Source organism: Janthinobacterium algoris, from assembly GCF_051380935.1.
Taxonomy (GTDB): domain Bacteria; phylum Pseudomonadota; class Gammaproteobacteria; order Burkholderiales; family Burkholderiaceae_D; genus Janthinobacterium.
This window is the reverse complement of record NZ_JBNYXZ010000021.1, coordinates 1-23,873: the sequence shown is the minus strand read 5'-3', so window position 1 is coordinate 23,873 and position 23,873 is coordinate 1. Positions and strand designations below refer to the sequence as shown.

Below are 23,873 nucleotides of genomic sequence, written 5' to 3'. Positions count from 1 at the left end.
TATGCTTGTCTCCCTACTCAAAAAAACAGGCTTGAAGTTGTCCCTGAACGATCCCCGCTGGGGCAATCGCAAGGACGACGGCAAGAAAGCCCAAGAAGGCAAAAAGCCCGGCGAAGGTCCGCCGGACCTCGATCAGTTGTGGCGCGATTTCAATCAGCGCCTGAATGCCTTTTTCGGACAGAAGAACCGTCCCGACAACGGCGGCAATAACAACGGCGGTGGCGGTGGTCCGCGTCCCGACATGAAGGGCGCCGGCATCACCGCTGGCGTGGTCGGCGTGATCGCCGTCTTCATCTGGCTCGCCAGCGGCGCCTTCATCGTGCAAGAGGGCCAGAGCGGCGTCGTGCTCACGTTCGGCAAGTATAGCCACACCACGCCGGCCGGTTTCAACTGGCGCTGGCCGTACCCGTTCCAGACTGACGAAACCGTCAACGTGTCGCAGGTGCGCACGGTGGAAGTCGGTTACCGCCAGTCGCTGCGCAACAAGCAGGCCAGCGAGTCGCTGATGCTGACGGACGATGAAAACATCATCGACATCCAGTTCGCGGTGCAATACACGCTGAAAGACCCTGTGGCGTGGCTGTTCAACACGCGCGACCAGGAAGATACCCTGCGCCAGGTCGCCGAAACGGCGATCCGCGAAGTGGTGGGCCGCAGCAAGATGGACTTCGTGCTGTATGAAGGCCGCGAAAAGGTCGCTTACGATACGCAGCAACTGATGCAGCAAATTCTCGACCGCTACAAAGTAGGTGTCGCTATCACCAACGTGACGATGCAGGCCGTGCAGCCGCCGGAGCAGGTGCAAGCCGCCTTCGACGATGCCGTCAAGGCCGGCCAGGACCGCGAACGCCAGAAGAATGAAGGCCAGGCTTACGCCAACGACGTCATTCCAAAAGCCCGCGGCGCCGCTTTCCGCCTGATGGAGGAAGCCGCCGCCTACAGTGCGATGGTGACCGAGAACGCCGCAGGTAATGCTTCGCGCTTCAAGCAGGTGCTGGTCGAGTACCAGAAGGCACCGGTCGTCACGCGCGACCGCATGTACCTGGAAACGATGCAGCAAGTGTTCAGCAGTGCCAGCAAGGTTATGGTTGACGCGAAGACGGGCAGCAATCTGCTGTATCTGCCGCTCGACAAGCTGATCGCCCAGACGGCTGCCACCGATGCCGCTGCCGCCCGTGCTGGCGCGACACCCGCAGCCAACACCGTTTTGCCACAGGAAGCCATGCCGACAGTAGAAGTCAATACGCGCCGCTCTTCGCGTGAACGGGAGAGTCGCTAATGAACCGTATCGTAGCCGCCCTGATCGCGGGCTTTATCGCGATCATGCTCTTGTCGTCGACCGTGTTTGTGGTCGACCAGCGTAAGTATGCGGTCGTCTTCGCCCTCGGTGAAGTCAAGGAAGTCATCAGCACGCCGGGCCTGTATTTCAAACTGCCGCCGCCGTTCCAGAACGTGCTGTACCTGGACAAGCGCATCCTGACCCTGGATACGCCGGAACCGGAACGCTTCATCACGGCCGAGAAGAAGAACATCCTCGTCGACGCTTATGTGAAATGGCGCATCGCCGACCCACGGCTGTATTTCCGCAGCTTTGGCGGCGATGAAAAGCCGGCCCGCAACCGCATGTCGCAAATCGTCAAGGCAGCGCTGAACGATGAAATCACCAAGCGCACCGTGCGCGAAGTGATCTCGGGCCAGCGCGGCAAGGTGATGGAAGCGATTTTGGCCAAGGTGTCGGCGGAAGCCAAGGCCATCGGCGTGGAAATCGTCGACGTGCGCCTGAAGCGTGTCGACTACGTCGAGCAGATCAACAACTCCGTGTACGAGCGCATGAAGTCCGAGCGCGTGCGCGTGGCCAATGAGCTGCGTTCGACCGGTTCGGCCGACTCCGAGAAAATCCGCGCCGACGCCGACAAGCAGCGCACGGTGATCCTGGCCGAAGCATATCGTGAAGCCGAGAAGATCCGCGGCGAGGGCGATGCCAAGGCATCGCAGATCTATGCGGAAGCGTTTGGCCGGAATCCGGAGTTCTACAAGTTCTACCGTAGCCTGGAAGCCTACCGCGCCACCTTCAAGGACAAGGGCGACGTGATGGTGGTCGATCCGAGTTCGGAATTCTTCAAGTACTTCAAGGGCGGCGGTGCAGCCGGTTCGGCCAAGAAGTAAGGCAGCATCCAGACTGCACCTGGCCGCAAGGGCGGGTGGCAGCAGCAGCGGGGCCGGCGTCAATGCCGGCCCCGTTTTTTTGGTGTGCCCAGGCTGTGGCGGGAAGGCGTAAAATGCGGTGTTTTTAGAACTGTGCGGCAGCGATTCGGACAACTTATCCCTAAAGGCCCGTGTTTTCGCGTAAAATATCAGGTTCGGCCTCTTGCCTGGCGCGCCCGCCGCTGCCTCGCATGATGCATTTTTTCAACTTTCTTCCGTATCTCGCTCCCTCATGCCGAATTGGCTTTTGCCCGAAAATATTGCCGATGTTCTGCCGTCGGAAGCGCGCAAGATCGAAGAGCTGCGCCGCCTCATGCTGGATAATTTCCGTCTGTACGGATATGAACTGGTCATGCCGCCGCTGCTCGAGTATCTGGAATCGCTGATGACTGGCGCTGGCAAGGATACCGACCTGCGCACGTTCAAACTGGTCGACCAGCTGTCGGGCCGCATGCTCGGCCTGCGTGCCGACATGACGACGCAAGTGGCGCGCATCGACGCGCACCTGCTCAACCGTGCCACCGTAACCCGTCTGTGCTACGCCGGCAGCGTGCTGCATACCCGTCCTTCGGGTCTGCACGCCACCCGCGAACCGCTGCAGATCGGCGCCGAAATCTATGGCCACGCCGGCCTGGAAGCGGACGCCGAGATCCAGGAACTGGCGCTCGCTTCGCTGGCACTGGCCGGTTTCGATAGCGTCCGCCTGGATTTGTCGCACGTTGGCCTGTTGCGCGCTATCATTGCGCAAGATGCCGCTGCCGTGCGCGACGAGGCTGCGCTGTACACCTTGTTGCGCGCGAAAGATGCGCCTGGCCTGCGTGCGCTGACGGCTGCCTACGATCCCGTCACGCGCGATGCGCTGCTGGCCTTGCCGAACCTGTACGGCGACATCGACGTGCTGGCGCGTGCGCGCGAAGTGCTGCCGCCGCTGCCGGGCGTGCTGAAAGCGCTGGCCGAACTGGCCGCGCTGGCCGCGACTGTGGAAACTAAGGCTTTGGGCCGCGCCGAAGTGGCGATCGACCTGGCCGACCTGCGCGGCTACCAATATGAAAGTGGCGCGATGTTTGCGCTGTATGTACCTGGCTTGCCGAACGCGGTTGCGCGCGGCGGCCGTTATGACCACGTCGGCGAAGCGTTCGGCCGGGCACGTCCCGCGACCGGCTTCTCGCTCGATTTGCGCGAACTGGCGCGCTTGTTGCCGACCGCGGAACGGAAGCATTCGATCCGCGCGCCGTGGGGCAGCGCGCCAGAATTGAAGGAAAAAATCGCCGAGTTGCGCAAGGCGGGCGAGGTCGTGATCCAGAGTATGCCGGGTCACAGTAATGAACAAGACGAGTTCGAGTGCGATCGCGTGCTGGTACTTGCCGATAATGGTAGTAGCTGGATTCTTAAAAACTTAGGTTGAGTGATGTCAAAGAAAATTATGGCAAAGAACGTTGTTGTCATCGGCACCCAATGGGGCGATGAAGGTAAAGGCAAGATCGTCGATTGGTTGACCGATCACGCTCAAGGTGTGGTGCGCTTCCAGGGCGGCCACAATGCAGGCCACACGCTGGTCATCGGCGGCGTCAAGACTGCGCTGCAGCTGATCCCGTCGGGCATCATGCGTCCAGGCGTCGCCTGCTACATCGGTAACGGCGTGGTCGTTTCCGTGCCGGACGTGCTGCGCGAAATCGACAAGCTCGAAGCCGTCGGCGTCGAAGTCGCCTCGCGCCTGAAAGTGTCGGACGCCGCGCCGGTGATCTTGCCTTACCACTCGGCACTCGACCTGGCCCGTGAAGCTGCGCGCGGCGCGGCCAAGATCGGCACCACCGGCAAGGGCATCGGCCCGGCCTACGAAGACAAAGTAGCGCGCCGCGCCATCCGCGTCGCCGACCTGCTGAACGAGAGCCGTTTCGCTGAAAAACTGGCGGAAAACCTCGACTACCACAACTTCGTGCTGGAGCACTACCTGAAAGCTCCGCGCATCGATTACCAGAAGACCCTCGACGACGCGCTGGCTTATGTGCCGCGTCTGCGTCCGATGGTCACCGACGTGTCGAGCGCGCTGTACAAGGCGCACAAGGCCGGCGCCAACCTGTTGTTCGAAGGCGCGCAGGGTTCCCTGCTCGACGTCGATCACGGCACCTATCCGTTCGTCACCTCGTCGAACTGCGTGGCCGGCAATGCCGCTGCCGGTTCGGGTGTCGGTCCCGGCATGCTGCACTACATCCTGGGCATCACCAAGGCTTACACGACGCGCGTCGGTTCCGGCCCGTTCCCTTCGGAACTGCCAACGGATGCAGGCGTCGGTCACCACCTGGCGCAAGTCGGCCATGAATTCGGCACTGTGACGGGCCGTGCCCGCCGCTGCGGCTGGTTTGACGCCGCCTTGTTGCGCCGTTCCGTGCAGATCAACGGCGTGACGGGCATGTGCCTGACCAAGCTGGACGTGCTGGACGGTATCGAAACGCTGAAACTGTGCACCGGCTACACCATCGACGGCGTGGCCACGGACATCTTCCCATCGGGCGCTGAAGAAGCCGCCCGTTGCGTACCTGTGTACGAAGAGATGCCAGGCTGGACGGAAAGCACGGTCGGCGCGAAATCGCTGGCTGCCCTGCCAGCAACAGCGCGCGCTTACATCAAGCGTATTGAAGAACTGGTCGGCGTGCCGGTGGACATGGTTTCGACCGGTCCGGATCGTGAAGAAACGATCGTGCTGCGCCACCCATTCGAGTAAGCTGCTGGACACAATCCGCCGCAAGGCGGATTTTTTTAATCACGCTAATAATAAGATTTCACTATCATGACTACCCCACAATCGAACGATCAACATCTCTGGGTCAACTGGGAAGAGTACCACCGCCTGATCGAGCGCCTGGCGCTCAAGGTCTACGAATCGGGCTGGAAATTTGACCAGGTATTGTGCCTGGCGCGCGGCGGCGTGCGTCCTGGCGACGTGTTCTCGCGCATTTTTGATTTGCCGTTGGCCATCCTGTCGACCAGCTCCTACCGCGAAGACGCGGGCACGGTGCGCGGCGACCTCGATATCGCCAAGTACATGACCATGACCAAGGGCCCGCTGGCTGGCCGCATCCTGCTGGTTGACGACTTGGCCGATTCGGGCGTCACCCTGGACAAGGTCACGCGTCACCTGAAAGAAAATTTCCCTGACGTGACCGAAGTCAAATCGGCCGTGATCTGGCTGAAAGGCTGCTCCGTCGTGCGTCCTGACTACTTCCTCGACGAGCTGCCGCACAACCCGTGGATCCATCAGCCGTTCGAAGACTACGACGGCCTGCGTCCGCACCAGTTGGCGGCGTGGATCAAGAAGGGCGAAGCAGGCAAGTAATTGCGTGCGCTCTTGCAAAAAAAAGACGATCATGTATCGTCTTTTTTTTCATCTGAAGGAATCTGGCATGACCATTCTGCACACGGCGCGGCTGCGCCTCGAACCCGTCACCGACAGGCATTACCACGCCATGCATGCCATGAACTCGGATACCGAAGTGATGACCTACCTGAATGCGGGCCAGCCGGAGACGGAAGAGCACACGCGCGCCGCCGTTGCCCGCATCATGGGGCGCTGGGTGGAATGGGGCTATTCGTGGTGGGCCTTGATCCGTACCGAAGATGCTGTGCTGGTGGGGCTGGCCTGCTTGCAGCATATCGGCGGCGACAAGGCGAAGCCGCACGAAATCGGCTGGCGCCTGGCGCGGGCTGGCTGGGGGATGGGCTATGCCAGCGAAGCGGCGCAAGCCATCGTCGCGCATGCCTTCGACGTCGTCGGCGCGCCCGAGGTGGTGGCCGTGGCCCATCCCGACAACGCCGCCTCGATCAAGGTCATGACGCGCCTGGGCATGCAATACGTGGGCATGGAACGCCATTACGACCTCGATAGCGTGGTGTACCGCCTGGCGCGCCCATGACGGCAGTGTCGAAGCCTCTGAAGCTGGGCAGCAGCTATGGCGTGCGGTTTTCGCCCGATGGCATGCGCCTGGCCGTGCTGGGGCGCGATCTGATCCTGTGGGACGTGGCGGCGCGGACCAAGCTGTGGCGCGGCAAATTCATCGCGCACATGTCGGGCATGGCATTCTCGCCTGACGGCGGCCGCCTGTCCATCAAGAGCACGACGGGCCAGATGGCCGTGGTGGATGCCCAGGCGGGTCAGTTGCTGCTGAACTTCCAGAACAAAAGGGATGGCGAAGGCTGCGGTCCCGCGTGGTCGCCGTGCGGCCGGTATCTGGCCGACGGCGGCTGGGATGGCCGTCTGCGGATGCGCGAGGCGCAGACGGGTGAGGTGCTCTTCACGCAGGTGCATCCTGGCGAGATGCTGCGCGGTGTCTACGCCATCGATGGCGGGCGGCGTTTGCTGGTCCAGCATGGCGTCAAATCGGTGGACGAGGGGCTGCTGCAGCCGCCCGACTACTGCAGCGTGTGGGACTGGCCCTTGCAGGCGGGAGGCGGGCGCGTGGTGCTGTCGCTGCCTGGCCTGATGTCGTGCGCGCCATCGCCGGACGGCGAGCGTCTGGCCGCGCTGCACCATGCCGGTGGCAAAGAGTATTTGTCCGTGCATGCGCTGGCCGATGGCAGCTGTCTGGCCACGGTGCCCGTGGAAGCGGGCGGCGGCACGGGCAACGCCTTGCGCTGGCTGCCCGACGGCAGCGCGCTGGGACGCCTTGGCAAGGGCAAACTGCTGTTTTACGGCTGGCCGGGGCTCGATGTCCTGGCACAAGAAGATTTTACGTATCCCTGCGCGCTGGACTTTTTGCCGGGTTCGCCACTGGCCGCCATCGGCTCCTGGGAATCTGGCATGCTGATGGATTTGAACATAGACAAGGAAATCGCATGATCACCTGTTATTTGCGCTACATCATCGACCCGTACAAACTGCGGGAATTCGAAGCCTACGGCAAGCTGTGGATACCGCTGGTGGAACGCTTCGGCGGCCAGCACCACGGCTACTTCCTGCCGTCCGAAGGCGCCAGCAACGTCGCGCTGGCCATGTTCTCGTTTCCCAGCCTGGCCCTGTACGAGCAGTACCGCAGGGACTCGATGCTGGATGCCGAGTGCCAGGCCGCCTTCCGCTACGCCGAAGAGACGTGCTGCATCGTCAGCTATGAGCGCAGTTTTTTCCGCCCCGTGTTTGCCTGACGGCGCTTCGCCACGCCTCAATCCTCGGCCTGGAATTCGCTGGCCGAGACGAACAAATCCCACGACGCGATGAACAGGGCCGCCACCACGGGGCCGATGACGAAGCCGTTCAGGCCAAACAGGGCCATGCCGCCGACGGTCGACAGCAGCACCACGTAGTCGGGCATCTTGGTATCCTTGCCCACCAGGATGGGACGCAGCACGTTGTCGACCAGGCCGATGACGAAGACGCCGAAGGCGGCCAGGCCGGCGCCTTGCCAGATCGCGCCCGTGGCCAGGAAGTAGACGGCCACGGGCGCCCATACGAGGGCGGCGCCGACGGCCGGCAGCAGCGACAGGAAAGCCATCAACACTGCCCACAGCAAGGGTGCTGGCACATCCAGGAACCAGAACGCCAGGCCGCCGAGGGCGCCCTGGGCGATCGCCACGAGGATGTTGCCCTTCACGGTGGCGCGGATCACCGTGGTGAAATTGGTGAACAGGCGCTGCTTGTACTTGCGGCTCAGCGGCACGGCGCCCTTGATGCGGGCCGACAGGGTGGAGCCATCGCGCATGAGGAAAAACAGCAGGTACAGCATGATGCACAGGCTGGTGAGGAATTCGAAGGTGTACAGGCCCACATTGATGGCTTTCACCGCCACCACCTGGCTCACCTGCGTGGCGCCCTCGGCCAGCTTGTCTTGCAGGCTGGCCAGGCTGGTCAGGTTGAAGCGCTCGAGAAAATTGATCAACCATTGCGGCAGTACCGCCATGATTTTATTGAAGAACATGGCGACCGTGATTTCGCCCGAACGTACCATCTCCACTACGCTGGCCGCCTGGTTCACCAGCGACACGGAAATGAGCGACAGCGGCAGGATCACGATGACGACGATGAGCAGCAAGGTCAGCAGCGACGCCAGGCCGGCGCGGCCCCTGGTTTTTAGCAGCAGCCAGCGGTACACGGGCGCGAACAGGATCGCCAGGACGACGCCCCAGAAGATGGCGCCCGCATACGGCGCCAGTATCCAACCGAAGCCGATGGTGACGATGCTCAAGAGGAGCAAGAACACTTTCTGGTGCAGCGTGAGTGTATGCATGGGCGGTAGCGCAATGATAAAGGTTGAGTTGTGCCATCATAAGCGAGGCGTGGTGCGGCGCGCCATACAATTGTCGCCTTGGTAGTCTGTGCGCGAGCGCACCTGGCGCCGGCGGGCCGGCTACGTGGTGGCGGCAATTCCAGTAAGCTGTCGTTCCAGGCGCTCCATCCTGGGCGCCTTTGACTTCTTTTGACTTCTTTTGACTTCAGGAACGCGCGTGACCGATCACATTCACTTTTATGAACCTGCGCAGGGCCACGGCTTGCCGCACGATCCCTTCAACGCCATCGTGGGGCCGCGTCCGATCGGCTGGATCGCCACGCGCAGCGTTGATGGCGTGCTCAATCTGGCCCCCTACAGTTTTTTCAATGCCTTCAATTACACGCCGCCGCTGATCGGTTTTTCCAGCATCGGCCGCAAGGATACCTTGCGCAATATCGAGCAGACGGGCGAATTCGTGTGGAACCTGGCGACGCGTCCGCTGGCCGAGGCCATGAATGCCAGCTGCGCGCCGGCGCCGCCCGAGGTCGACGAATTCGCGCTGGCCGGCCTGACGCCGGACGCCTCGCGCATCGTCAAGGTGCCGCGCGTGGCCGAAAGCCCCGTGTCCTTCGAATGCCGGCGCACGCAGATTATCGAGCTGCAAGGACTCAACGGGGAAGGCGTCGGCAGCTGGCTGGTGCTGGGCGAAGTGGTGGGCGTGCATATCGCGCGCCATCTGCTCGTGGATGGTGTGTACGACACGGCCGCCGCCGCCCCCATCCTGCGCGGCGGCGGACCGGCCGATTATTTTGAAATCGGTCCGGACAGCCTGTTCCAGATGCGCCGCCCAAGCTACCCGTGAACGGGAGCAGGCTATTTCTGCATGATGGGGTCGCGCCCGAGGGTGCGTGCCAGTGCGCCGCCGTCGCCGCGCCAGAATTCGCGGTCGGCCAGGCGTACGCGCTCGGCCGCGTGCTGCATGTGTTCCATGGCCGCCTGGCGCGCCCGCTGCGGGTCGCCGTCGGCGATCGCCTGCACGATCTTTTCATGTTCGCGTCGCACTTCGATGGAAAAGTCCGTGCGCCGCGCTTCGTTCGCGCGCGTCACCTTGACGGCCGAGCGGATCGGGTCGGCGAACATGGCGACGAACTTCGGCCAGTAAGGATTGCCCGTCGCCTCGGCGATGCACAGGTGCAGGCGCACGTCTTCTTCCACGCCATCGACACCGGCCGCCACCGCTTCCTCGATGCGCCGTAGCGCATGTTCGATATCGGCCAGCTGGCCCGGCGTGCGCCGCACGGCTGCCAGCGCGGCGATTTCCGCTTCCAGTCCCTGCCGCACCTCGATCAGGTTCAATAGCGATTGCACCGACTGCTCCGTCAGCGCGTCGCCCCGTTCACCGCTCTTCGCGCCATCTTGCGCGCACACGAAGGTGCCACTGCCCTTGCGTGTGGCAACGATGCCGTCTGCCTGCAGCAGGGCGATGGCTTCGCGCAGCACTGTGCGGCTGACGCCGAAGTGACTGGCCATGGCTTGCTCCGAGGGCAGGCGCGTGCCGCCGGCCAGGCCATCGTGGTGGAGCTGCTGGCGCAGCCGCGCCGCCACCCGCGCGCCCAGGGTGCCGGTGGTGAAACTGCCCGCGGCGGGCTCCGGCGCGGGAAGGGTAAAGCTGAACGTGCGGTCCATCGGGTGCATCCTTGTGCTAGCGGTTCTCATGGGGCTTGCCTGCTTGCCATTATATGGAATATACAGCTTGACACACACAAAACACACACATAATATACATCCATACAAATTTTAGACAAGTTGCCAGCCACCACCGGTGGACCATAAAAACCCGGCACGGTCGATCCCCCAGCGATCAGGAGACAAGCATGGAAGTGTCACAAGCAATGCCGGGCCAGTCGGCAGGCGCGGCCGCAAGCCAGAAAACCATCGACGACGCCGTCTACCGCAAGGTGACCTGGCGCATCATTCCCTTCCTCATGCTGTGCTACATCGTCGCTTATCTCGACCGTGTGAATGTGGGCTTCGCCAAGCTGCAAATGCTGGCCGACCTGCAGTTTTCCGAAACCGTGTACGGCCTGGGAGCCGGTGTGTTCTTCCTCGGCTACTTCCTGTTCGAAGTACCCAGCAATGTCATGCTGCACAAGATCGGCGCGCGTGTGTGGATCGCCCGCATCATGATCACCTGGGCCATCATCTCGGGCGCCTTCATGTTCGTCACCACGCCGACCCAGTTTTACGTCATGCGTTTCCTGCTCGGCATCGCCGAGGCGGGTTTCTTCCCCGGCATTATTCTTTATCTGACCTACTGGTATCCGTCCGAGCGCCGCGCGCGCATGGTGTGCACCTTCATGGCAGCCATTCCCGTGGCAGGCCTGATCGGCGGTCCCCTGTCTGGCTGGATCATGGAAACCTTCGCCGGCTGGCACGGTTATGCGGGCTGGCAGTGGATGTTCGTGCTCGAAGCGATTCCCGCCGCCCTGATGGGCGTGGCCGTGCTGCTGTACCTCGATAACAGCATCCGCGCCGCGAAGTGGCTGACGGAAGATGAAAAAGTCATCCTTGAGCAGCGCATCGCCACGGAAGCGCAGGGCAAGGTGTCGCATCCGTCGATCCGCGCCATGTTCGCCGACCCGCGCATCTGGGTCATGGCCCTGATCTATTTCTGCTGCGTGATGGGGCAGTATTCGCTGACCTTCTGGCTGCCCAGCCTGATCAAGGCGGCTGGCGTGACGGGCGTGCTGAATATCGGTCTGTTCACGGCCATTCCGTATTCGTTTGCCGTGGCGTCGATGATCCTGCTGGGCCGCAGCTCGGACAAATACCGCGAACGCCGCTGGCACATGGCCATCCCGCTGGTGGTCGGCGCCGCCGCCATCGTCTGCAGCGCGCTGGCCGGCGCCCACAACACGGGCTGGGCCATCTTCTTCCTGACGATCGCCGCCGGCGGCATCCTGGCCGCTTCGCCCATGTTCTGGAGCCTGCCGACGGCTTTCCTCGGTGGCGTCTCGGCGGCTGCCGGCATCGCCGCCATCAACTCGGTGGGCAACCTGGCCGGCTTCGCGGCGCCGTACATGATCGGTTCCATCAAGGACCTGACGCAATCGACCGACATCGCCATCTACCTGCTGGCCGGCATCCTGGTGTTTGGCGCCTTCATCATCATGCGCGTGCCGGCCAAGCTGGTAAACAAATAAGGGGAGCAAACAATGACTGCAACAATCGAAAAAGTGGGCGTGATCGGCCTGGGCGCCATGGGCATGGGCATCGCGCAATCGTTGCTGCGCGCTGGCTTCGAAGTGCATGCCTGCGACGTGCGCCCTGACACCGTGCAAAAGCTCGTTGACAACGGCGCCTATGCGGCACAGTCGCCTGCCGCGCTGGCGGCGCAGGTGCAAGCCTTGCTGATCGTCGTCGTCAATGCGCAGCAGACGGAGAGCGTGCTGTTTGGCGAGCAGGGCGCCGCCAGCGCTCTGGCGCCGGGCAGCGTGGTGATCGCCTGCGCCACCGTGGCGCCCGAGTTTGCCGAGGCCCTGGGCACACGCTTGGCAGCCATGGGGCTGCGCTTCATCGACGCGCCCATTTCCGGTGGCGCGGCCAAGGCGGCTGCCGGCGAGATGTCGGTGATGGCGGCCGGCGCGCCCGATGCTTTTGACGCCTGTGCCGGCATTTTCGATGCCATCTGCGCCAGGCTGTACCGGCTGGGCAAACAGCCGGGGCAAGGCTCCAAGGTCAAGATGATCAACCAGCTGCTGGCCGGCGTGCACATCGCCGCCGCCGCCGAAGCGATGGCGCTGGGCTTGCGTGCCGGCTGCGATCCGGACGCCCTGTACGAAGTCATTTCGAACAGCGCCGGCAGTTCCTGGATGTTCCAGAATCGCGTGCCGCATATCCTGAAGGGCGACTATACGCCGTTGTCGGCCGTGAATATCTTCGTCAAGGATTTGGGCATCGTGCTCGATTACGCGAAGAAAAGCGTGTTTCCATTACCTCTGTCGGCCACGGCGCACCAGATGTTCATGCAGGCGTCGGCCGCCGGTTTTGGCGGCGAGGACGACTCCGCCGTCATCAAGCTTTTCCCTGGAATTACATTGCCGGCAAAAGCGTAACTGAATCAAGAAGGAACCATCATGACTGTATTACTGGGATGTATCGCCGACGATTTCACGGGTGGCACCGACCTGGCCGGCATGCTGGTCAAGGCCGGCATGCGCACGGTGCAATTGATCGGTGTGCCGCAAGGGCCGCCACCTGGCGACGTCGATGCCGTCGTCATCGCCCTCAAGTCGCGCACGAATGCACCTGAGGACGCGGTGGCCGAGTCGCTGGCCGCGCTGGCCTGGCTGCAGCAGGCGGGATGCCGCCAGTTCTACTTCAAGTACTGCTCCACGTTCGACTCCACGCCGCGCGGTAATATCGGTCCCGTGGCGGAGGCGTTGATGCGGGTGCTCGACACGGACTTCACGATTGCCTGCCCCGCGTTCCCCGCCAACGGACGCACCGTCTACAAGGGCAACCTGTTCGTCGGCGACGTGCCGCTGGCCGAATCAAGCATGCGCGATCACCCTTTGACACCGATGACGGATTCCAACCTGGTGCGCGTGCTGCAGCAGCAGGTGCAAGCCAAGGTGGGCCTGGCCGATTTTTCCGTGGTGGAGAAGGGCGCCACCGCCATCGCCCAGCGCTTCACCGACCTGCGCGGGCAGGGCTGCCATTTCGCCGTCGTCGATGCCGTCTCGAACCGCGACCTGGAAGCCATCGGCGCGGCCTGCGCCGACTTGAAACTGATTACGGGAGGCTCCGGCATCGCACTGGGACTGCCGCACAATTTCCGCCAGCGGGGCCAGCTGGCGCCGTCGCCTGCAGGGCAGGCCGGGCGCTTGCCGCCGGCGTCTGGTTTCCGTGCCGTGATCTCGGGTAGCTGCTCGGTGGCCACGCAGCAGCAGGTGGCGCACCTGCGCGAACTGGCGCCGTCATTCCACGTCGACCCACTGCAACTTGCCGCGGGCGGCGAGGTGGTGGACGCGGTGGTGGAGCAGGCACTGGAATGGGCTGGCGCGCACCTGGCGCAAGGCCCTGTCCTGATTTACGCCACGGCCACGCCGGACGCCGTGCGTGCCGTGCAGGCGCAGCTGGGCGTGGAGCGGGCCGGCGCCCTCGTCGAGGAAACCCTGGCCGCCATCGCACAAGGGTTGGTGCGCCTGGGCGTGGGCCAACTGATCGTCGCTGGCGGCGAAACTTCGGGCGCTGTCGTCAAGGCGTTGGGTGTGGCTGGCTTGCGCATTGGTCCCGAGATCGATCCTGGCGTACCCTGGACGCAAGCCTTGCCTGCGCCGGGCGACGATGGCAGGGCGCCTTTGGTGCTGGCCCTCAAGTCCGGCAATTTCGGCACGGTGGATTTCTTCAGCAAGGCCTGGCAGGTGCTGGCATGAATACCGCTGCGATTCACACTTCTTCAGAAGAGATGCGCCAGCGCGAGCAGATCGTCGACTTCGGTAAATCGCTGTTCCAACGGGGCTTGACTGCCGGCAGCAGCGGCAACTTGAGCGTGCGCCTGTCCGATGGCTGGCTGCTGACGCCGACGAATGCCAGCCTGGGGCGGCTCGATCCCGCGCAATTGTCTAAGCTGGACTGGGACGGCAACTTGCTCAGCGGTGCGCCGCCGTCAAAAGAGGCATTTCTGCACCGCGCCATGTACCAGGAACGGGGCAGCGCCGGTGCCATCGTGCATTTGCACTCGACACATTCGGCGGCCGTGTCGTGCATGTGCGGCCTGAATCATGACGATTGCATCCCGCCGCTCACGCCATACTTTGTGATGAAGGTGGGGCGTTTGCCGCTGGTGCCATATCACCGTCCGGGCGACCCGGCGCTGGCGGGGGCGATTGGCGCCATGGCGCGCAAGCATTCGGCCGTGCTGCTGGCCAACCACGGTCCCGTGGTCTCTGGCACCAGCCTGGAAGCGGCCGTGTATGCGGCCGAGGAACTGGAAGAGACGGCCAAGCTGTTCCTGCTGCTGCGCGACGTACCCACGCGCCCGCTCGACGCGGCGCAGATCGCGGACTTGAAGCACACATTCAAACTTGACATATAAGAAATCCAGGAGATACGCATGCCCCGTTTTGCCGCCAATCTGACCATGATGTTTAACGAAGTGCCTTTCCCGCAGCGCTTTGCCGCCGCCGCGCAAGCGGGCTTCCAGGGCGTCGAATTCCTTTTTCCGTATGACCACGCGCCGCAGGAGGTAGCCGGCTGGCTGCGCGAGCACGGCTTGCAGAATGTGCTGTTCAACCTGCCGCCGGGCGACTGGGCTGCAGGTGAGCGGGGCATCGCCTCGCTGCCGGGCCGCGAAGCGGAGTTCCGCGCGGGCGTGGCGCGTGGCATCGAGTATGCGCTGGCGCTGGGCACGCCGCGCGTGCACATGATGGCGGGCCTGCTGCCCGTGGGCGCCGATATCGAATTGCACCGCGCCACCTACCTGGTCAATTTGAAGTACGCGGCGCAGGCCGTGGGCGAGCATGGCATTGAACTCTTGATCGAACCGATCAACGGACGCGACATGCCTGGCTACTTCCTCGTCACGCAGGCGCAGGGCCATGCGTTGCGCCTTGAGTCGGGCGCTTCCAACGTCAAGGTGCAGATGGATTTTTATCACACGCAGATCGTCGAAGGCGATATCGCCATGACGTTCAGGAACAACTTCGATGGCATCGGCCACGTGCAGATCGCCAGCGTCCCGACGCGCCATGAACCGGACGATGGCGAAGTCAATTACCCGTATTTATTCAGGCTGCTCGATGAGCTGGGCTACCAGGGCTGGATCGGCTGCGAATACCGTCCGCGCGGACGCACCGAGGATGGCCTGGGCTGGCTCGCCGCCTACAACGACAAACAAGGAGAATTGAAATGAAAGTACTGATCACCGGCGGCGCCGGTTTCCTGGGACAGCGCCTGGCGCGCCAGCTGCTGGCGCAAGGTCGGTTGACGGACAGCCACGGCCAGTTGCAGGCTATCAGCGAGCTGGTACTGGTCGACGTGGTGGCTGCGCATGACTTTAACGATGCAAGGGTCAAGGTGGTCACCGGCGACATCGCCGACGGCATCCTGATGCGCGCCACCATCGATGCGCAGACGGCATCCATATTCCATCTTGCCGCCATCGTCAGCGGCCAGGCGGAAGCCGATTTCGAGCTGGGCATGCGCATCAACCTCGACGCTTCGCGCCTGCTGCTCGACATCTGCCGCGAACTGGAGCACAAGCCGAAGGTTGTGTTTACCAGCTCCGTGGCCGTGTATGGTGGCCAGTTGCCGGACGTGGTGCAAGATACGACGGCCTTGAATCCCCAGTCATCGTACGGCGCGCAAAAGGCCATCGGCGAATTGCTGCTCAACGATTACAGCCGCCGCGGCTTTGTCGACGGGCGCGTGCTGCGCCTACCGACCATCAGCGTGCGCCCGGGCAAGCCGAACAAGGCGGCATCGTCTTTCGCCAGCGGCATCATCCGCGAACCCTTGAATGGCGAAGCGGCTGTCTGCCCCGTGGCCACCGATTTGCGTCTGTGGCTGCTGTCGCCGCGCGGCGCCATCGCCTCCCTGATCGCCGGCCACGAACTGGCGGGCGAGATGTTTGGTGCCAGCCGCACGGTGAACTTGCCTGGCCTGTCGGTCAGCGTCGGCGAGATGATCGCCGCGCTGGAGCAAATCGCTGGCGCGGACGTCGTGGCCCGCATCAGCTATGCGCCCGATCCTGCTGTCGAGCGCATCGTCCAGAGCTGGCCCGGTGCCTGGGACACGGCCCGCGCCGAAGCCCTGGGCTTGACGGCCGATGCGGATTTCGCCAGCATCATCCGTGCGTACATGGACGACGTCAATGCGGCTGCTTAGACTGACTTGGGCAGCTGCGAGCGGCGATAGTCGAGCGGCGTGCTGCCCACCAGTTCCGTAAAACTGCGGCTGAAATGGGCCTGGTCAAAAAAGCCCAGTGCATGCGCCAGGCTGGCCAGGTCGGGCGCATCGGGCTGCGCCAGGCGCCAGATCGCCTCCTGCAGACGGTAGCGCTGAATCACCCATTTCGGCGGCACGCCCACGTAGTTGGCGAACAGGCGCTGCAGCCTGCGTTCGCCTATGGCCATTTTTTCGCACAGTTGCGCCACACTTGCCGGACCGTTGTGGGCCGCTGCCGCGGCAGTCAAGCGCGCGGCCAGCAGGGCAGCATCATCGATCTGCGGCAGCCTTGCCAGCAGCAGTGCCTGTGCCTGCGCCACCATGGCCAGATCGTCGGACTCGCCTAACACCCGCGCCTCGGCTTGGGCTGCCGGCATGCCCAGCGGCGCATCTGTCGCGATGGTCGTGTCGGTGAAGGTTGACAGTGGCTGCGCGATGAACGGGCGCAGGCCGCCCGGCGCGAAACGCACGCCCAATACTTTGCCCGCACCGCTCAAAGGCCTGTCAAAGGCGCCGCGCACCACGCCATGGATGGCGGTGCGGCCAGCGTCGAAAACCAGGTGTGCGTTCGGGTACGGCAGCACGCGCTGCGTCTCCGGCGCGCAGCCCCGCCTGTCCCATTCGACCACCCAGTAATACTCGATGAACGGTGCCAGCGCGGCAGCCGGTGGATAGGTCGCCAGGCGTATCCGGCGCGCCGCCGCCTGTGGATCGACGATGCCTTTCGGTGCTTGCCCGCGCGCGTCGAGCAGATTGGCCGCGTTGTCGGTTTTATCCAATACTTGTCTCCTGCGCGGCTTTAAGCTGGCTCTCTCGCATTGATCGAAAGTGAATCATGAAATCACACAGTTTGTCTGGCCTGATGCTGGCCGCATGTTGTCTATCGGTGGCGCCAGCCGGCGCCACCTCGTCTGCAGAGGGAGATCATCGCATGCACGCGCACGCTACGGGAAGTTTTAGCATCACCATGACGCCGGCCACGGCGCCGCAACGCGCGGGGCGCACAAGCTTGGGAAGGGTGCTGCTCGAGAAGGTGTATGCGGGAGACCTTGTCGCCACTTCCACGGGGCAGATGCTCAACGGCGTCACCGACACCCAAGGCGCGGCCGGCTATGTCGCCATGGAAGCCATCACGGGCGTCCTGCAGGGAAAAGAGGGCAGCTTCGTGGCGCAGCATGCGGGCACGATGGCCGACGGCAGGCAGGAGCTGAGCATCGTCATCGTGCCGCATTCCGGCACGGGGCAACTGACGGGCATCAGCGGGACCCTGACCATACGCATTGAAAATGGCCAGCATTTCTACGACATCGACTATTCGCTGCCGGAGCCATAAGCGGGCCCAGGCACGGCCCAGGCACCGATGGCAGCTTATTTACCCAGCATCGACGCCACATTGTCCGTGCCCGGCGCGCCGAACAGCTGCTGCTTGAGGAGGTGCAGCTGGTCGCGCACTTGCGCCGCTTTTTCGAACTCCAGGTTCTTGGCGTGGTCGACCATCAGTTTTTCCAGGCGCTTGATTTCTTTGCTGACCTGCTTTTCGCTCATGGCTTCGAACTTTGCCGCTTCCTGCGCCACTTGCAAGGTTTCGCGCGCTTCCTGCGGGCTGTAGACGCCGTCGATCATTTCGCGGATCGATTTTTTCACGCCGACCGGAATGATGTTATTGGCCGTGTTGAAGGCGATCTGCTTGGCGCGGCGCCGTTCCGTCTCGTCGATGGCGCGGCGCATGGAATCCGTGATGCGGTCGCCGTACAGGATCGCCGTGCCGTTCAGGTTACGCGCGGCGCGACCGATGGTCTGGATCAGGCTGCGCTCGGAGCGCAAGAAGCCTTCCTTGTCCGCGTCGAGGATGGCGACCAGCGACACTTCCGGCAAGTCCAGGCCCTCGCGCAGCAGGTTGATCCCCACCAGCACGTCGAAGGTGCCCAGGCGCAGGTCGCGCAGGATTTCCACGCGTTCGACCGTTTCGATATCGCTGTGCAGGTAGCGCACCTTGATGCCATGGTCACCCAGGTATTCCGTCAATTGCTCCGACATGCGCTTGGTCAGGGTCGTCACGAGCACGCGCTCGTCCTTCTTGATGCGCTCGACGATTTCCGACATCAGGTCGTCCACCTGCGTGCTGGCGGGACGCACGATTATCTGCGGGTCGACCAGGCCCGTGGGGCGGACCACCTGTTCGACCACCTGGTCCGAATGGGTCTTTTCGTAGTCGCCCGGGGTAGCCGAGACGAACACGGTCTGGCGCATCTTCTGCTCGAATTCCTCGAATTTCAAAGGCCGGTTATCGAGCGCCGACGGCAGGCGGAAGCCATAGTCGACCAGGTTCGTCTTGCGCGAGCGGTCGCCGTTGTACATGGCGCTCAACTGGCCCGTCAGCACGTGCGACTCGTCGAGGAACATCAAGGCGTCGGGCGGCAGATAGTCGACCAGGGTCGGCGGCGGTTCACCCGGCAGCGCGCCGGACAGGTGGCGCGAATAGTTCTCGATGCCCTTGGTAAAACCGATTTCCGCCATCATTTCCAGGTCGAAGCGCGTGCGCTGTTCCAGACGCTGCTCTTCGATCAGCTTGTTTTCCTTGCGGAAGAACTCCAGACGCTCGCGCAGCTCGTCCTTGATGGTTTCCACGGCGCGCAGCACGGTGGAGCGGGGCGTCACGTAATGCGAACCCGGGTACACGGTGAAGCGGGGGATTTTTTGCCGCACGCGGCCCGTCAGCGGGTCGAACAGTTGGATCGATTCGATCTCGTCGTCGAACATTTCCAGGCGCACGGCCAGTTCCGCATGCTCGGCGGGGAAGATGTCGATGGTATCGCCGCGCACGCGGAAGGTGCCGCGGCCGAAGTCGACCTCGTTGCGCGTGTACTGCATCTGGATCAGACGCGCGATGACGTCGCGCTGGCTGACCCTGTCTTTTACGCGCAACGTCAAAATCATCTGGTGGTATTCGTTCGGGTTACCGATACCGTAGATGGCCGAGACGGTGGCGACGATGATGACGTCGCGCCGCTCCATCAGCGACTTGGTGCACGACAAACGCATCTGCTCGATGTGCTCATTGATCGACGAGTCCTTTTCGATGAACAGGTCGCGCTGCGGCACGTAGGCTTCGGGCTGGTAGTAATCGTAGTAGCTGACGAAGTATTCGACGGCATTCTGCGGGAAAAAGTCGCGGAACTCGCTGTACAGCTGCGCCGCCAAGGTCTTATTCGGCGCGAAGACGATGGCCGGCCGGCCCATGCGCGCGATGACGTTGGCCATGGTGTAGGTCTTGCCGGAACCGGTCACGCCCAGCAGGGTCTGGAAGGCCAGGCCGTCGGCAATCCCCTCGGACAACTGGGCGATCGCCGACGGCTGATCGCCGGCCGGAGAGAAGGGCTGGTGCAGCTTGAAGGGGGAATCCGGGAAAGAGATAATTGCGCTTTCCGCCTCGCTGGCGGTAGATAATTCGGGCATGTGAATCAGACCTTTGTTAGAATAGTGCTCTGCTGGCGGCCCTGGCGTTGTATTCGGGGCGCTGTCTACAACTCCGCTGTGAACCTGCTTCCAATCGAATCCAATCTTATCATGACGAACCCAACTGTTTCTGCCAGTCTGTTTAGCGCCATCGAGATGGCCCCACGCGACCCGATCCTGGGCATCACCGAAGCATTTAACGCGGACCAGAATCCCGCCAAAATCAATCTGGGCGTTGGCGTCTATTATGACGACAACGGTAAAGTGCCTCTGTTAGCTTGCGTACGCAAGGCAGAAGCCATCCTGATCGAACAGGGCACGCCACGCACCTATCTGCCGATCGAAGGCCTGGCTGCCTACGACAAGGCGGTGCAAGAACTCGTATTTGGCGCCGATAGCGCCGTTATTCAAGAGCGCCGCGCCATCACCGTGCAAGCCATCGGCGGCACGGGCGCATTGAAGATCGGTGCCGACTTCCTGCAGCGCTTCGCGCCGGGCGCACACGTCTACATCAGCGACCCGAGCTGGGAAAACCACCGCGCGCTGTTCGAGAACGCCGGTTTCGTCGTGAATAACTACACGTACTACGATGCTGCCACCCATGGCGTGAACTTCGACGGCATGCTGGCCAGCCTGAATGCCATGCCAGCCGGCTCCATCGTCGTGCTGCATGCCTGCTGCCACAACCCGACCGGCGCCGACCTGAGCGTGGCCCAGTGGGATCAGATCATCAGCGTGGTCACGTCGCGCGGCCTGGTGCCGTTCCTGGACATGGCTTACCAGGGCTTTGCCAACGGCATCACCGAAGATGGCGCTGTGGTGCGCCGCTTTGCCGACGCGGGCGGCCCGCTGCTGGTATCGAACTCGTTCTCGAAATCGTTCTCGCTGTACGGCGAGCGCGTAGGCGCCCTGAGCGTCGTCGCTGCCAGCGCCGATGAGGCGGCCCGTTTGCTGTCGCAGCTGAAGCGCGTCGTGCGCACCAACTACTCGAACCCGCCTACGCATGGCGGCAAAGTGGTCGCCACCGTGCTGGCTACGCCGGAACTGCGCCAGTTGTGGGAAGAGGAACTGGCCGGCATGCGCGTGCGCATCCGTGAAATGCGCAATGCCTTCGTGGAAAAACTGAAGGCCAAGGCACCAGGCCACGACTTCGAATTCGTGCGTCAGCAAATCGGCATGTTCTCGTACTCGGGCCTGAGCAAGGAACAAGTGGCGACCCTGCGCGAGCAATCGATCTACGCCGTCGACACGGGTCGTATCTGCGTGGCAGCGTTGAATTCGCGCAATATCGACATCGTTATTGACGCGATCGCCAAAGTGCTTTAAGATATTGCTTCTTCGGCGCTGCATGCAAGTGTGGCGCTGATGGCAGTGGAAAGTCGGCGATGGTCGTGTTTGTCGAGATGCAGTATGCGTCTTGCAAATACGAAACAAGCGACATATAATATTGCCTCTTTTCCCTGATAGCTCAGTTGGTAGAGCGACGGACTGTTAATCCGCAGGTCCCTGGTTCGAGTCCAGGTCGGGGAGCCAGAATTCGAAAGGCCACGTTGAAAAACGTGGCCTTTTTTGTTTTTCACCACAGGCGCGAGTGGTGGCAAAAGTAGAATTTCCCTATGGGAATCTGGACATCTGAATAGTTGCCCTATATAATACGGCCTCTTTTCCCTGATAGCTCAGTTGGTAGAGCGACGGACTGTTAATCCGCAGGTCCCTGGTTCGAGTCCAGGTCGGGGAGCCAGAATTCGGAAGGCCATGTTGAAAAACATGGCCTTTTTTGTTTTCCGCCGCCGCCAGCAGGGCTTGCCTGTGCGTGATCGCGTTTTGCGCTATCCTGAATGCATCACTTCAGGAGCACCTTCCCATGACTTGTACCTCCGCCTTGCGCCACATCGTCCTGTGCGACTTTCTCGATGGCATCACCTCCGCCAAGCATGCCGAACTTGTGTATGAGTTTTCCCAGCTCAAGCAGCGTATTCCCGGCGTGCGGCAATTTGAATGGGGGCCGAATGTCAGTCCGGAAGGCCTCGATGATGGCTTTACCGATTGCTTTACCCTGACCTTCGACGATGCCGGCGCGCGCGACGTGTATCTGACCCACCCGGCCCACTTGACCTTTGTCGAGCAACTCAAGCCATGGCTGGGCCGCGTGCTGGTATTTGATTACTATCCGCAAGAGCAGCCCGGCTGACCGTCGGGCAAGGTGAGGCAGGAAAAATACACCTTTTTCAGGCCGAAATATGGACATCGCAAAATTTACCCTATAGAATGCGGCCTCTTTTCCCTGATAGCTCAGTTGGTAGAGCGACGGACTGTTAATCCGCAGGTCCCTGGTTCGAGTCCAGGTCGGGGAGCCAGAACATCAGCAGTATCGAAAAGCCCAGCCTTTAGCGGTTGGGCTTTTTGCGTTTCCGAGCTAATTCCGTGTCTAGTTGTGCGCAAAACGGCAGTCTGTCGGCGTCAGGCGCGCTTATTTGCTCGCTTGAATTGTCTCCAGCGTCTTGATGATGGCTTCTTGAAATTTCAGCGGTTCATCCTGGTGTATTTGATGCCCGGAATGCTCAAATAAGAACAACCCTTTCTTTGGCGCCTTCAAGGTCTCAAAATACGCTTTCGTGATCCTGGTCGAGGTCTGGATATCGTTTTTGCCGACGAAGAAATACACCGGGCAGTCAACGCTTTTCAAGGTCTTGGGCAGATCAATCTTCATGACCTCGTTCCATACGGGCGACCAGGTCTTTGACCATTGAAGAAAGCCCGTCTTGAAATCCGCACTCGTTGCAAATTCCTTGCCATCCTTGTAAAAAAGCCATTTCCTTAAATAAAACATGCTTTCGTCACTAGTAAACGGGAAGCTGATGCTGTCCAGTTCCTGGCTGGCGAGGGCATTGTCCTTGAAATGCACTTTCAAGGTTTTCAGCAATTCTTTTTCGCTGTCCAGCTGGCTCACGACAGGATTGGACGCGAAATACGCATGCAGTAGTTCCGGGCGATTCTTGACGATATAAAAGCCCAGGACGTTGCCCCAGGAACTGCCCAGCAAGTATATTTTTTCCTGCTTTAACTCTTTGCGCACAAATTGTATAACTTCATACGTATCCTTCTCCATCTGCCCAACGGACGGCTGGGTGGGGGAGGGATTTAGTTTCAATGTTTTTCCGGCGTCCCGCTGGTCCCATTGCACAATCGTAAATTTGCTTTTCAGGCTATTCGTAAAGGCATCCGCGCCCTTGATCATGGAGCTTCCCGGGCCGCCGGATAAAAACAGCAGGACGGGTTTGCTCGCGTCGTCTGTCTTGATTTCCACAAGCTGCTGTATGCCGCCAATGTCGGGCGTCAGGGTGGTGGTGACTTCAGTCGAGACGGGTTGCGCTTCTGGCATGGTTTGCGCTTGGCATCCATAGAAGGGAAACAGGGCTGTAAAGAGTACTGCCAAGGTCATTTTTTTTATCATGGTTTGAGGATCAGTTTCAGGTTGCTTGCAAGGGCGCCGCATTGCACGCGTGCATTGAGCGGCGCAGTTGAACAGCTATCTATCGCATGGCCTCCAGCGGGTACGTCGATATGCCTCCTTGTCAGAAAGTTGGTGTCGTAGAAATTGGCCTTGCCCGGCATGCAGCCGCAGCCCTTCCAGCGCCAGCGAGCACGACGGCACGCAGCGCCAGCCGATGACGGCGTGGGCGGCCGGCACCTGGCGCAAGTCGCCGCGCGTGGCGCTGTACAGCGCTGCGGCGAAGCCATCGTCATCGTCGCGCTGGACGCGAAAGCGATAGGGGACGGGCAAGCGGCAAGGCGTGCATCGGTGCTCCGGTAAGTTGTGCGGATGGCGGAGGTTGGTGGCGGTTGGTTGCAAATAAGCAGACGTGTTTGCCATGCTGCCAAGTTTTCCGCGTACTTGCAATCATTTCAAGCAAGCCGCAGGCATTCAGTCTTTATGCCGCTATGCCAGTGAGGTGTACTGTCAATAGCGGACACTCTTGTTTCAAGCCGCCTGTGGTTGTTTGCTGAATTTTTCAGCAAACAACGCGGGCGGAACATTGCCGAGGCGCGAGTGGCGCCGCTGGC

At 61.9% G+C, this 23,873-nt stretch carries 24 protein-coding genes and 3 tRNA genes; 21 read left to right on the top strand and 6 right to left on the bottom strand.

What is annotated here, in order from left to right; genetic code table 11:
* Position 1: 1 nt before the first annotated feature.
* From hflK to ACQ4W7_RS24535, 8 genes are all read left to right on the top strand, one after another.
* Positions 2–1,279, top strand: a complete 1,278-nt coding sequence (hflK, locus tag ACQ4W7_RS24570) for an FtsH protease activity modulator HflK (RefSeq protein WP_426070694.1) — start codon at positions 2–4, stop codon at positions 1,277–1,279.
* Positions 1,279–2,166, top strand: coding sequence for a protease modulator HflC (gene hflC, locus ACQ4W7_RS24565; protein WP_034789029.1), 888 nt, complete (start codon positions 1,279–1,281; stop codon positions 2,164–2,166). Before hflK ends, hflC begins: the two co-directional genes overlap by 1 nt.
* A 271-nt stretch (positions 2,167–2,437) precedes the next feature.
* Positions 2,438–3,610, top strand: coding sequence for an ATP phosphoribosyltransferase regulatory subunit (locus ACQ4W7_RS24560; RefSeq protein ID WP_282406441.1), 1,173 nt, complete (start codon positions 2,438–2,440; stop codon positions 3,608–3,610).
* A 3-nt stretch (positions 3,611–3,613) separates the two neighbouring features.
* Positions 3,614–4,927 (top strand): adenylosuccinate synthase, encoded by a 1,314-nt coding sequence (locus tag ACQ4W7_RS24555; RefSeq protein ID WP_034789024.1) that lies wholly within the window; start codon positions 3,614–3,616, stop codon positions 4,925–4,927.
* A 66-nt stretch (positions 4,928–4,993) separates the two neighbouring features.
* Positions 4,994–5,539, top strand: a complete 546-nt coding sequence (locus ACQ4W7_RS24550) for a phosphoribosyltransferase (RefSeq protein ID WP_034752020.1) — start codon at positions 4,994–4,996, stop codon at positions 5,537–5,539.
* A 67-nt stretch (positions 5,540–5,606) separates the two neighbouring features.
* Positions 5,607–6,116 (top strand): GNAT family N-acetyltransferase, encoded by a 510-nt coding sequence (locus ACQ4W7_RS24545; RefSeq protein ID WP_426070691.1) that lies wholly within the window; start codon positions 5,607–5,609, stop codon positions 6,114–6,116.
* Positions 6,113–7,039, top strand: a complete 927-nt coding sequence (locus ACQ4W7_RS24540) for a WD40 repeat domain-containing protein (protein WP_436534000.1) — start codon at positions 6,113–6,115, stop codon at positions 7,037–7,039. Before ACQ4W7_RS24545 ends, ACQ4W7_RS24540 begins: the two co-directional genes overlap by 4 nt.
* On the top strand, positions 7,036–7,341 hold the full coding sequence (locus ACQ4W7_RS24535) for an NIPSNAP family protein (RefSeq protein WP_436533998.1): 306 nt from the start codon (positions 7,036–7,038) through the stop codon (positions 7,339–7,341). The genes ACQ4W7_RS24540 and ACQ4W7_RS24535 overlap by 4 nt, the downstream gene beginning before the upstream one ends.
* A 17-nt stretch (positions 7,342–7,358) precedes the next feature.
* Here the strand turns inward: ACQ4W7_RS24535 and ACQ4W7_RS24530 are convergent, their stop codons facing one another.
* Positions 7,359–8,420: an AI-2E family transporter gene (locus ACQ4W7_RS24530; protein ID WP_436533996.1), complete on the bottom strand. Its 1,062-nt coding sequence runs from the start codon at positions 8,418–8,420 to the stop codon at positions 7,359–7,361.
* Between the two features lie 217 nt (positions 8,421–8,637).
* On the opposite strand from ACQ4W7_RS24530, the gene ACQ4W7_RS24525 reads away from it, so the two are divergent.
* Positions 8,638–9,264, top strand: a complete 627-nt coding sequence (locus ACQ4W7_RS24525; protein WP_436533994.1) for a flavin reductase family protein — start codon at positions 8,638–8,640, stop codon at positions 9,262–9,264.
* 11 nt (positions 9,265–9,275) lie between these two features.
* Here the strand turns inward: ACQ4W7_RS24525 and ACQ4W7_RS24520 are convergent, their stop codons facing one another.
* Positions 9,276–10,118, bottom strand: coding sequence for a FadR/GntR family transcriptional regulator (locus ACQ4W7_RS24520; protein ID WP_426070686.1), 843 nt, complete (start codon positions 10,116–10,118; stop codon positions 9,276–9,278).
* Positions 10,119–10,276: 158 nt separating this feature from the next.
* Between ACQ4W7_RS24520 and ACQ4W7_RS24515 the strand changes: the two genes are divergently transcribed.
* The 6 genes from ACQ4W7_RS24515 to denD are packed head-to-tail and all read left to right on the top strand — an operon-like array spanning position 10,277 to position 16,292.
* Positions 10,277–11,605, top strand: a complete 1,329-nt coding sequence (locus ACQ4W7_RS24515; RefSeq protein ID WP_426070685.1) for an MFS transporter — start codon at positions 10,277–10,279, stop codon at positions 11,603–11,605.
* A gap of 12 nt (positions 11,606–11,617) precedes the next feature.
* Positions 11,618–12,517 carry an L-threonate dehydrogenase gene (gene ltnD / locus ACQ4W7_RS24510; RefSeq protein WP_436533991.1) on the top strand — a complete coding sequence of 300 codons (900 nt, stop codon included), beginning with the start codon at positions 11,618–11,620 and terminating at the stop codon, positions 12,515–12,517.
* Between the two features lie 21 nt (positions 12,518–12,538).
* The gene (otnK, locus tag ACQ4W7_RS24505) at positions 12,539–13,840 is read left to right on the top strand and encodes a 3-oxo-tetronate kinase (protein ID WP_436533989.1); all 1,302 of its coding nucleotides are present in this window, start codon (positions 12,539–12,541) and stop codon (positions 13,838–13,840) included.
* On the top strand, positions 13,837–14,502 hold the full coding sequence (gene otnC, locus ACQ4W7_RS24500; RefSeq protein ID WP_436533987.1) for a 3-oxo-tetronate 4-phosphate decarboxylase: 666 nt from the start codon (positions 13,837–13,839) through the stop codon (positions 14,500–14,502). The genes otnK and otnC overlap by 4 nt, the downstream gene beginning before the upstream one ends.
* Positions 14,503–14,520: 18 nt before the next feature.
* Positions 14,521–15,318: a 2-oxo-tetronate isomerase gene (gene otnI / locus ACQ4W7_RS24495; protein ID WP_436533985.1), complete on the top strand. Its 798-nt coding sequence runs from the start codon at positions 14,521–14,523 to the stop codon at positions 15,316–15,318.
* On the top strand, positions 15,315–16,292 hold the full coding sequence (gene denD / locus ACQ4W7_RS24490) for a D-erythronate dehydrogenase (protein ID WP_436533983.1): 978 nt from the start codon (positions 15,315–15,317) through the stop codon (positions 16,290–16,292). The genes otnI and denD overlap by 4 nt, the downstream gene beginning before the upstream one ends.
* Here the strand turns inward: denD and ACQ4W7_RS24485 are convergent.
* On the bottom strand, positions 16,289–17,131 hold the full coding sequence (locus ACQ4W7_RS24485; RefSeq protein ID WP_436533981.1) for a DUF6597 domain-containing transcriptional factor: 843 nt from the start codon (positions 17,129–17,131) through the stop codon (positions 16,289–16,291). The genes denD and ACQ4W7_RS24485 overlap by 4 nt on opposite strands.
* A gap of 56 nt (positions 17,132–17,187) precedes the next feature.
* Here ACQ4W7_RS24485 and ACQ4W7_RS24480 point away from each other — a divergent pair, with 56 nt between their 5' ends.
* Entirely contained in the window at positions 17,188–17,685 is a 498-nt protein-coding gene (locus tag ACQ4W7_RS24480; RefSeq protein ID WP_436533979.1) for a DUF3224 domain-containing protein, read from the top strand.
* A gap of 35 nt (positions 17,686–17,720) precedes the next feature.
* Here the strand turns inward: ACQ4W7_RS24480 and uvrB are convergent, their stop codons facing one another.
* On the bottom strand, positions 17,721–19,808 hold the full coding sequence (uvrB, locus tag ACQ4W7_RS24475; RefSeq protein ID WP_436533977.1) for an excinuclease ABC subunit UvrB: 2,088 nt from the start codon (positions 19,806–19,808) through the stop codon (positions 17,721–17,723).
* A gap of 111 nt (positions 19,809–19,919) precedes the next feature.
* Here uvrB and ACQ4W7_RS24470 point away from each other — a divergent pair, with 111 nt between their 5' ends.
* From ACQ4W7_RS24470 to ACQ4W7_RS24450, 5 genes are all read left to right on the top strand, one after another.
* Positions 19,920–21,134, top strand: coding sequence for an amino acid aminotransferase (locus tag ACQ4W7_RS24470; RefSeq protein WP_436533975.1), 1,215 nt, complete (start codon positions 19,920–19,922; stop codon positions 21,132–21,134).
* 131 nt (positions 21,135–21,265) lie between these two features.
* A tRNA-Asn gene (locus tag ACQ4W7_RS24465) sits at positions 21,266–21,341 on the top strand.
* Between the two features lie 132 nt (positions 21,342–21,473).
* Positions 21,474–21,549: transfer RNA gene (locus ACQ4W7_RS24460), tRNA-Asn, on the top strand.
* Between the two features lie 123 nt (positions 21,550–21,672).
* On the top strand, positions 21,673–21,999 hold the full coding sequence (locus ACQ4W7_RS24455) for a Dabb family protein (RefSeq protein WP_436533973.1): 327 nt from the start codon (positions 21,673–21,675) through the stop codon (positions 21,997–21,999).
* Between the two features lie 90 nt (positions 22,000–22,089).
* Positions 22,090–22,165: transfer RNA gene (locus ACQ4W7_RS24450), tRNA-Asn, on the top strand.
* Positions 22,166–22,278: 113 nt separating this feature from the next.
* On the opposite strand, the gene ACQ4W7_RS24445 is transcribed toward ACQ4W7_RS24450, so the two are convergent.
* Together ACQ4W7_RS24445 and ACQ4W7_RS24440 are read right to left on the bottom strand one after the other, a co-directional pair.
* Positions 22,279–23,250: an alpha/beta fold hydrolase gene (locus tag ACQ4W7_RS24445; protein ID WP_436533971.1), complete on the bottom strand. Its 972-nt coding sequence runs from the start codon at positions 23,248–23,250 to the stop codon at positions 22,279–22,281.
* 87 nt (positions 23,251–23,337) lie between these two features.
* Positions 23,338–23,592, bottom strand: a complete 255-nt coding sequence (locus ACQ4W7_RS24440) for a hypothetical protein (RefSeq protein ID WP_436533969.1) — start codon at positions 23,590–23,592, stop codon at positions 23,338–23,340.
* Positions 23,593–23,873: the final 281 nt, after the last annotated feature.

Coding starts and splice junctions, on each gene's coding strand:
- ACQ4W7_RS24515 (WP_426070685.1), top strand. CDS start 10,277: ATGGAAGTGTCACAAGCAATGCCGGGCCAGTCGGCAGGCGCGGCCGCA.
- ACQ4W7_RS24535 (WP_436533998.1), top strand. CDS start 7,036: ATGATCACCTGTTATTTGCGCTACATCATCGACCCGTACAAACTGCGG.
- otnK (WP_436533989.1), top strand. CDS start 12,539: ATGACTGTATTACTGGGATGTATCGCCGACGATTTCACGGGTGGCACC.
- ACQ4W7_RS24470 (WP_436533975.1), top strand. CDS start 19,920: ATGACGAACCCAACTGTTTCTGCCAGTCTGTTTAGCGCCATCGAGATG.
- ACQ4W7_RS24550 (WP_034752020.1), top strand. CDS start 4,994: ATGACTACCCCACAATCGAACGATCAACATCTCTGGGTCAACTGGGAA.
- ltnD (WP_436533991.1), top strand. CDS start 11,618: ATGACTGCAACAATCGAAAAAGTGGGCGTGATCGGCCTGGGCGCCATG.
- otnI (WP_436533985.1), top strand. CDS start 14,521: ATGCCCCGTTTTGCCGCCAATCTGACCATGATGTTTAACGAAGTGCCT.
- ACQ4W7_RS24555 (WP_034789024.1), top strand. CDS start 3,614: ATGTCAAAGAAAATTATGGCAAAGAACGTTGTTGTCATCGGCACCCAA.
- uvrB (WP_436533977.1), bottom strand. CDS start 19,808: ATGCCCGAATTATCTACCGCCAGCGAGGCGGAAAGCGCAATTATCTCT.
- hflK (WP_426070694.1), top strand. CDS start 2: ATGCTTGTCTCCCTACTCAAAAAAACAGGCTTGAAGTTGTCCCTGAAC.
- ACQ4W7_RS24445 (WP_436533971.1), bottom strand. CDS start 23,250: ATGACCTTGGCAGTACTCTTTACAGCCCTGTTTCCCTTCTATGGATGC.
- denD (WP_436533983.1), top strand. CDS start 15,315: ATGAAAGTACTGATCACCGGCGGCGCCGGTTTCCTGGGACAGCGCCTG.
- ACQ4W7_RS24480 (WP_436533979.1), top strand. CDS start 17,188: ATGAAATCACACAGTTTGTCTGGCCTGATGCTGGCCGCATGTTGTCTA.
- ACQ4W7_RS24560 (WP_282406441.1), top strand. CDS start 2,438: ATGCCGAATTGGCTTTTGCCCGAAAATATTGCCGATGTTCTGCCGTCG.
- ACQ4W7_RS24455 (WP_436533973.1), top strand. CDS start 21,673: ATGACTTGTACCTCCGCCTTGCGCCACATCGTCCTGTGCGACTTTCTC.
- hflC (WP_034789029.1), top strand. CDS start 1,279: ATGAACCGTATCGTAGCCGCCCTGATCGCGGGCTTTATCGCGATCATG.
- ACQ4W7_RS24530 (WP_436533996.1), bottom strand. CDS start 8,420: ATGCATACACTCACGCTGCACCAGAAAGTGTTCTTGCTCCTCTTGAGC.
- ACQ4W7_RS24545 (WP_426070691.1), top strand. CDS start 5,607: ATGACCATTCTGCACACGGCGCGGCTGCGCCTCGAACCCGTCACCGAC.
- otnC (WP_436533987.1), top strand. CDS start 13,837: ATGAATACCGCTGCGATTCACACTTCTTCAGAAGAGATGCGCCAGCGC.
- ACQ4W7_RS24520 (WP_426070686.1), bottom strand. CDS start 10,118: ATGAGAACCGCTAGCACAAGGATGCACCCGATGGACCGCACGTTCAGC.
- ACQ4W7_RS24540 (WP_436534000.1), top strand. CDS start 6,113: ATGACGGCAGTGTCGAAGCCTCTGAAGCTGGGCAGCAGCTATGGCGTG.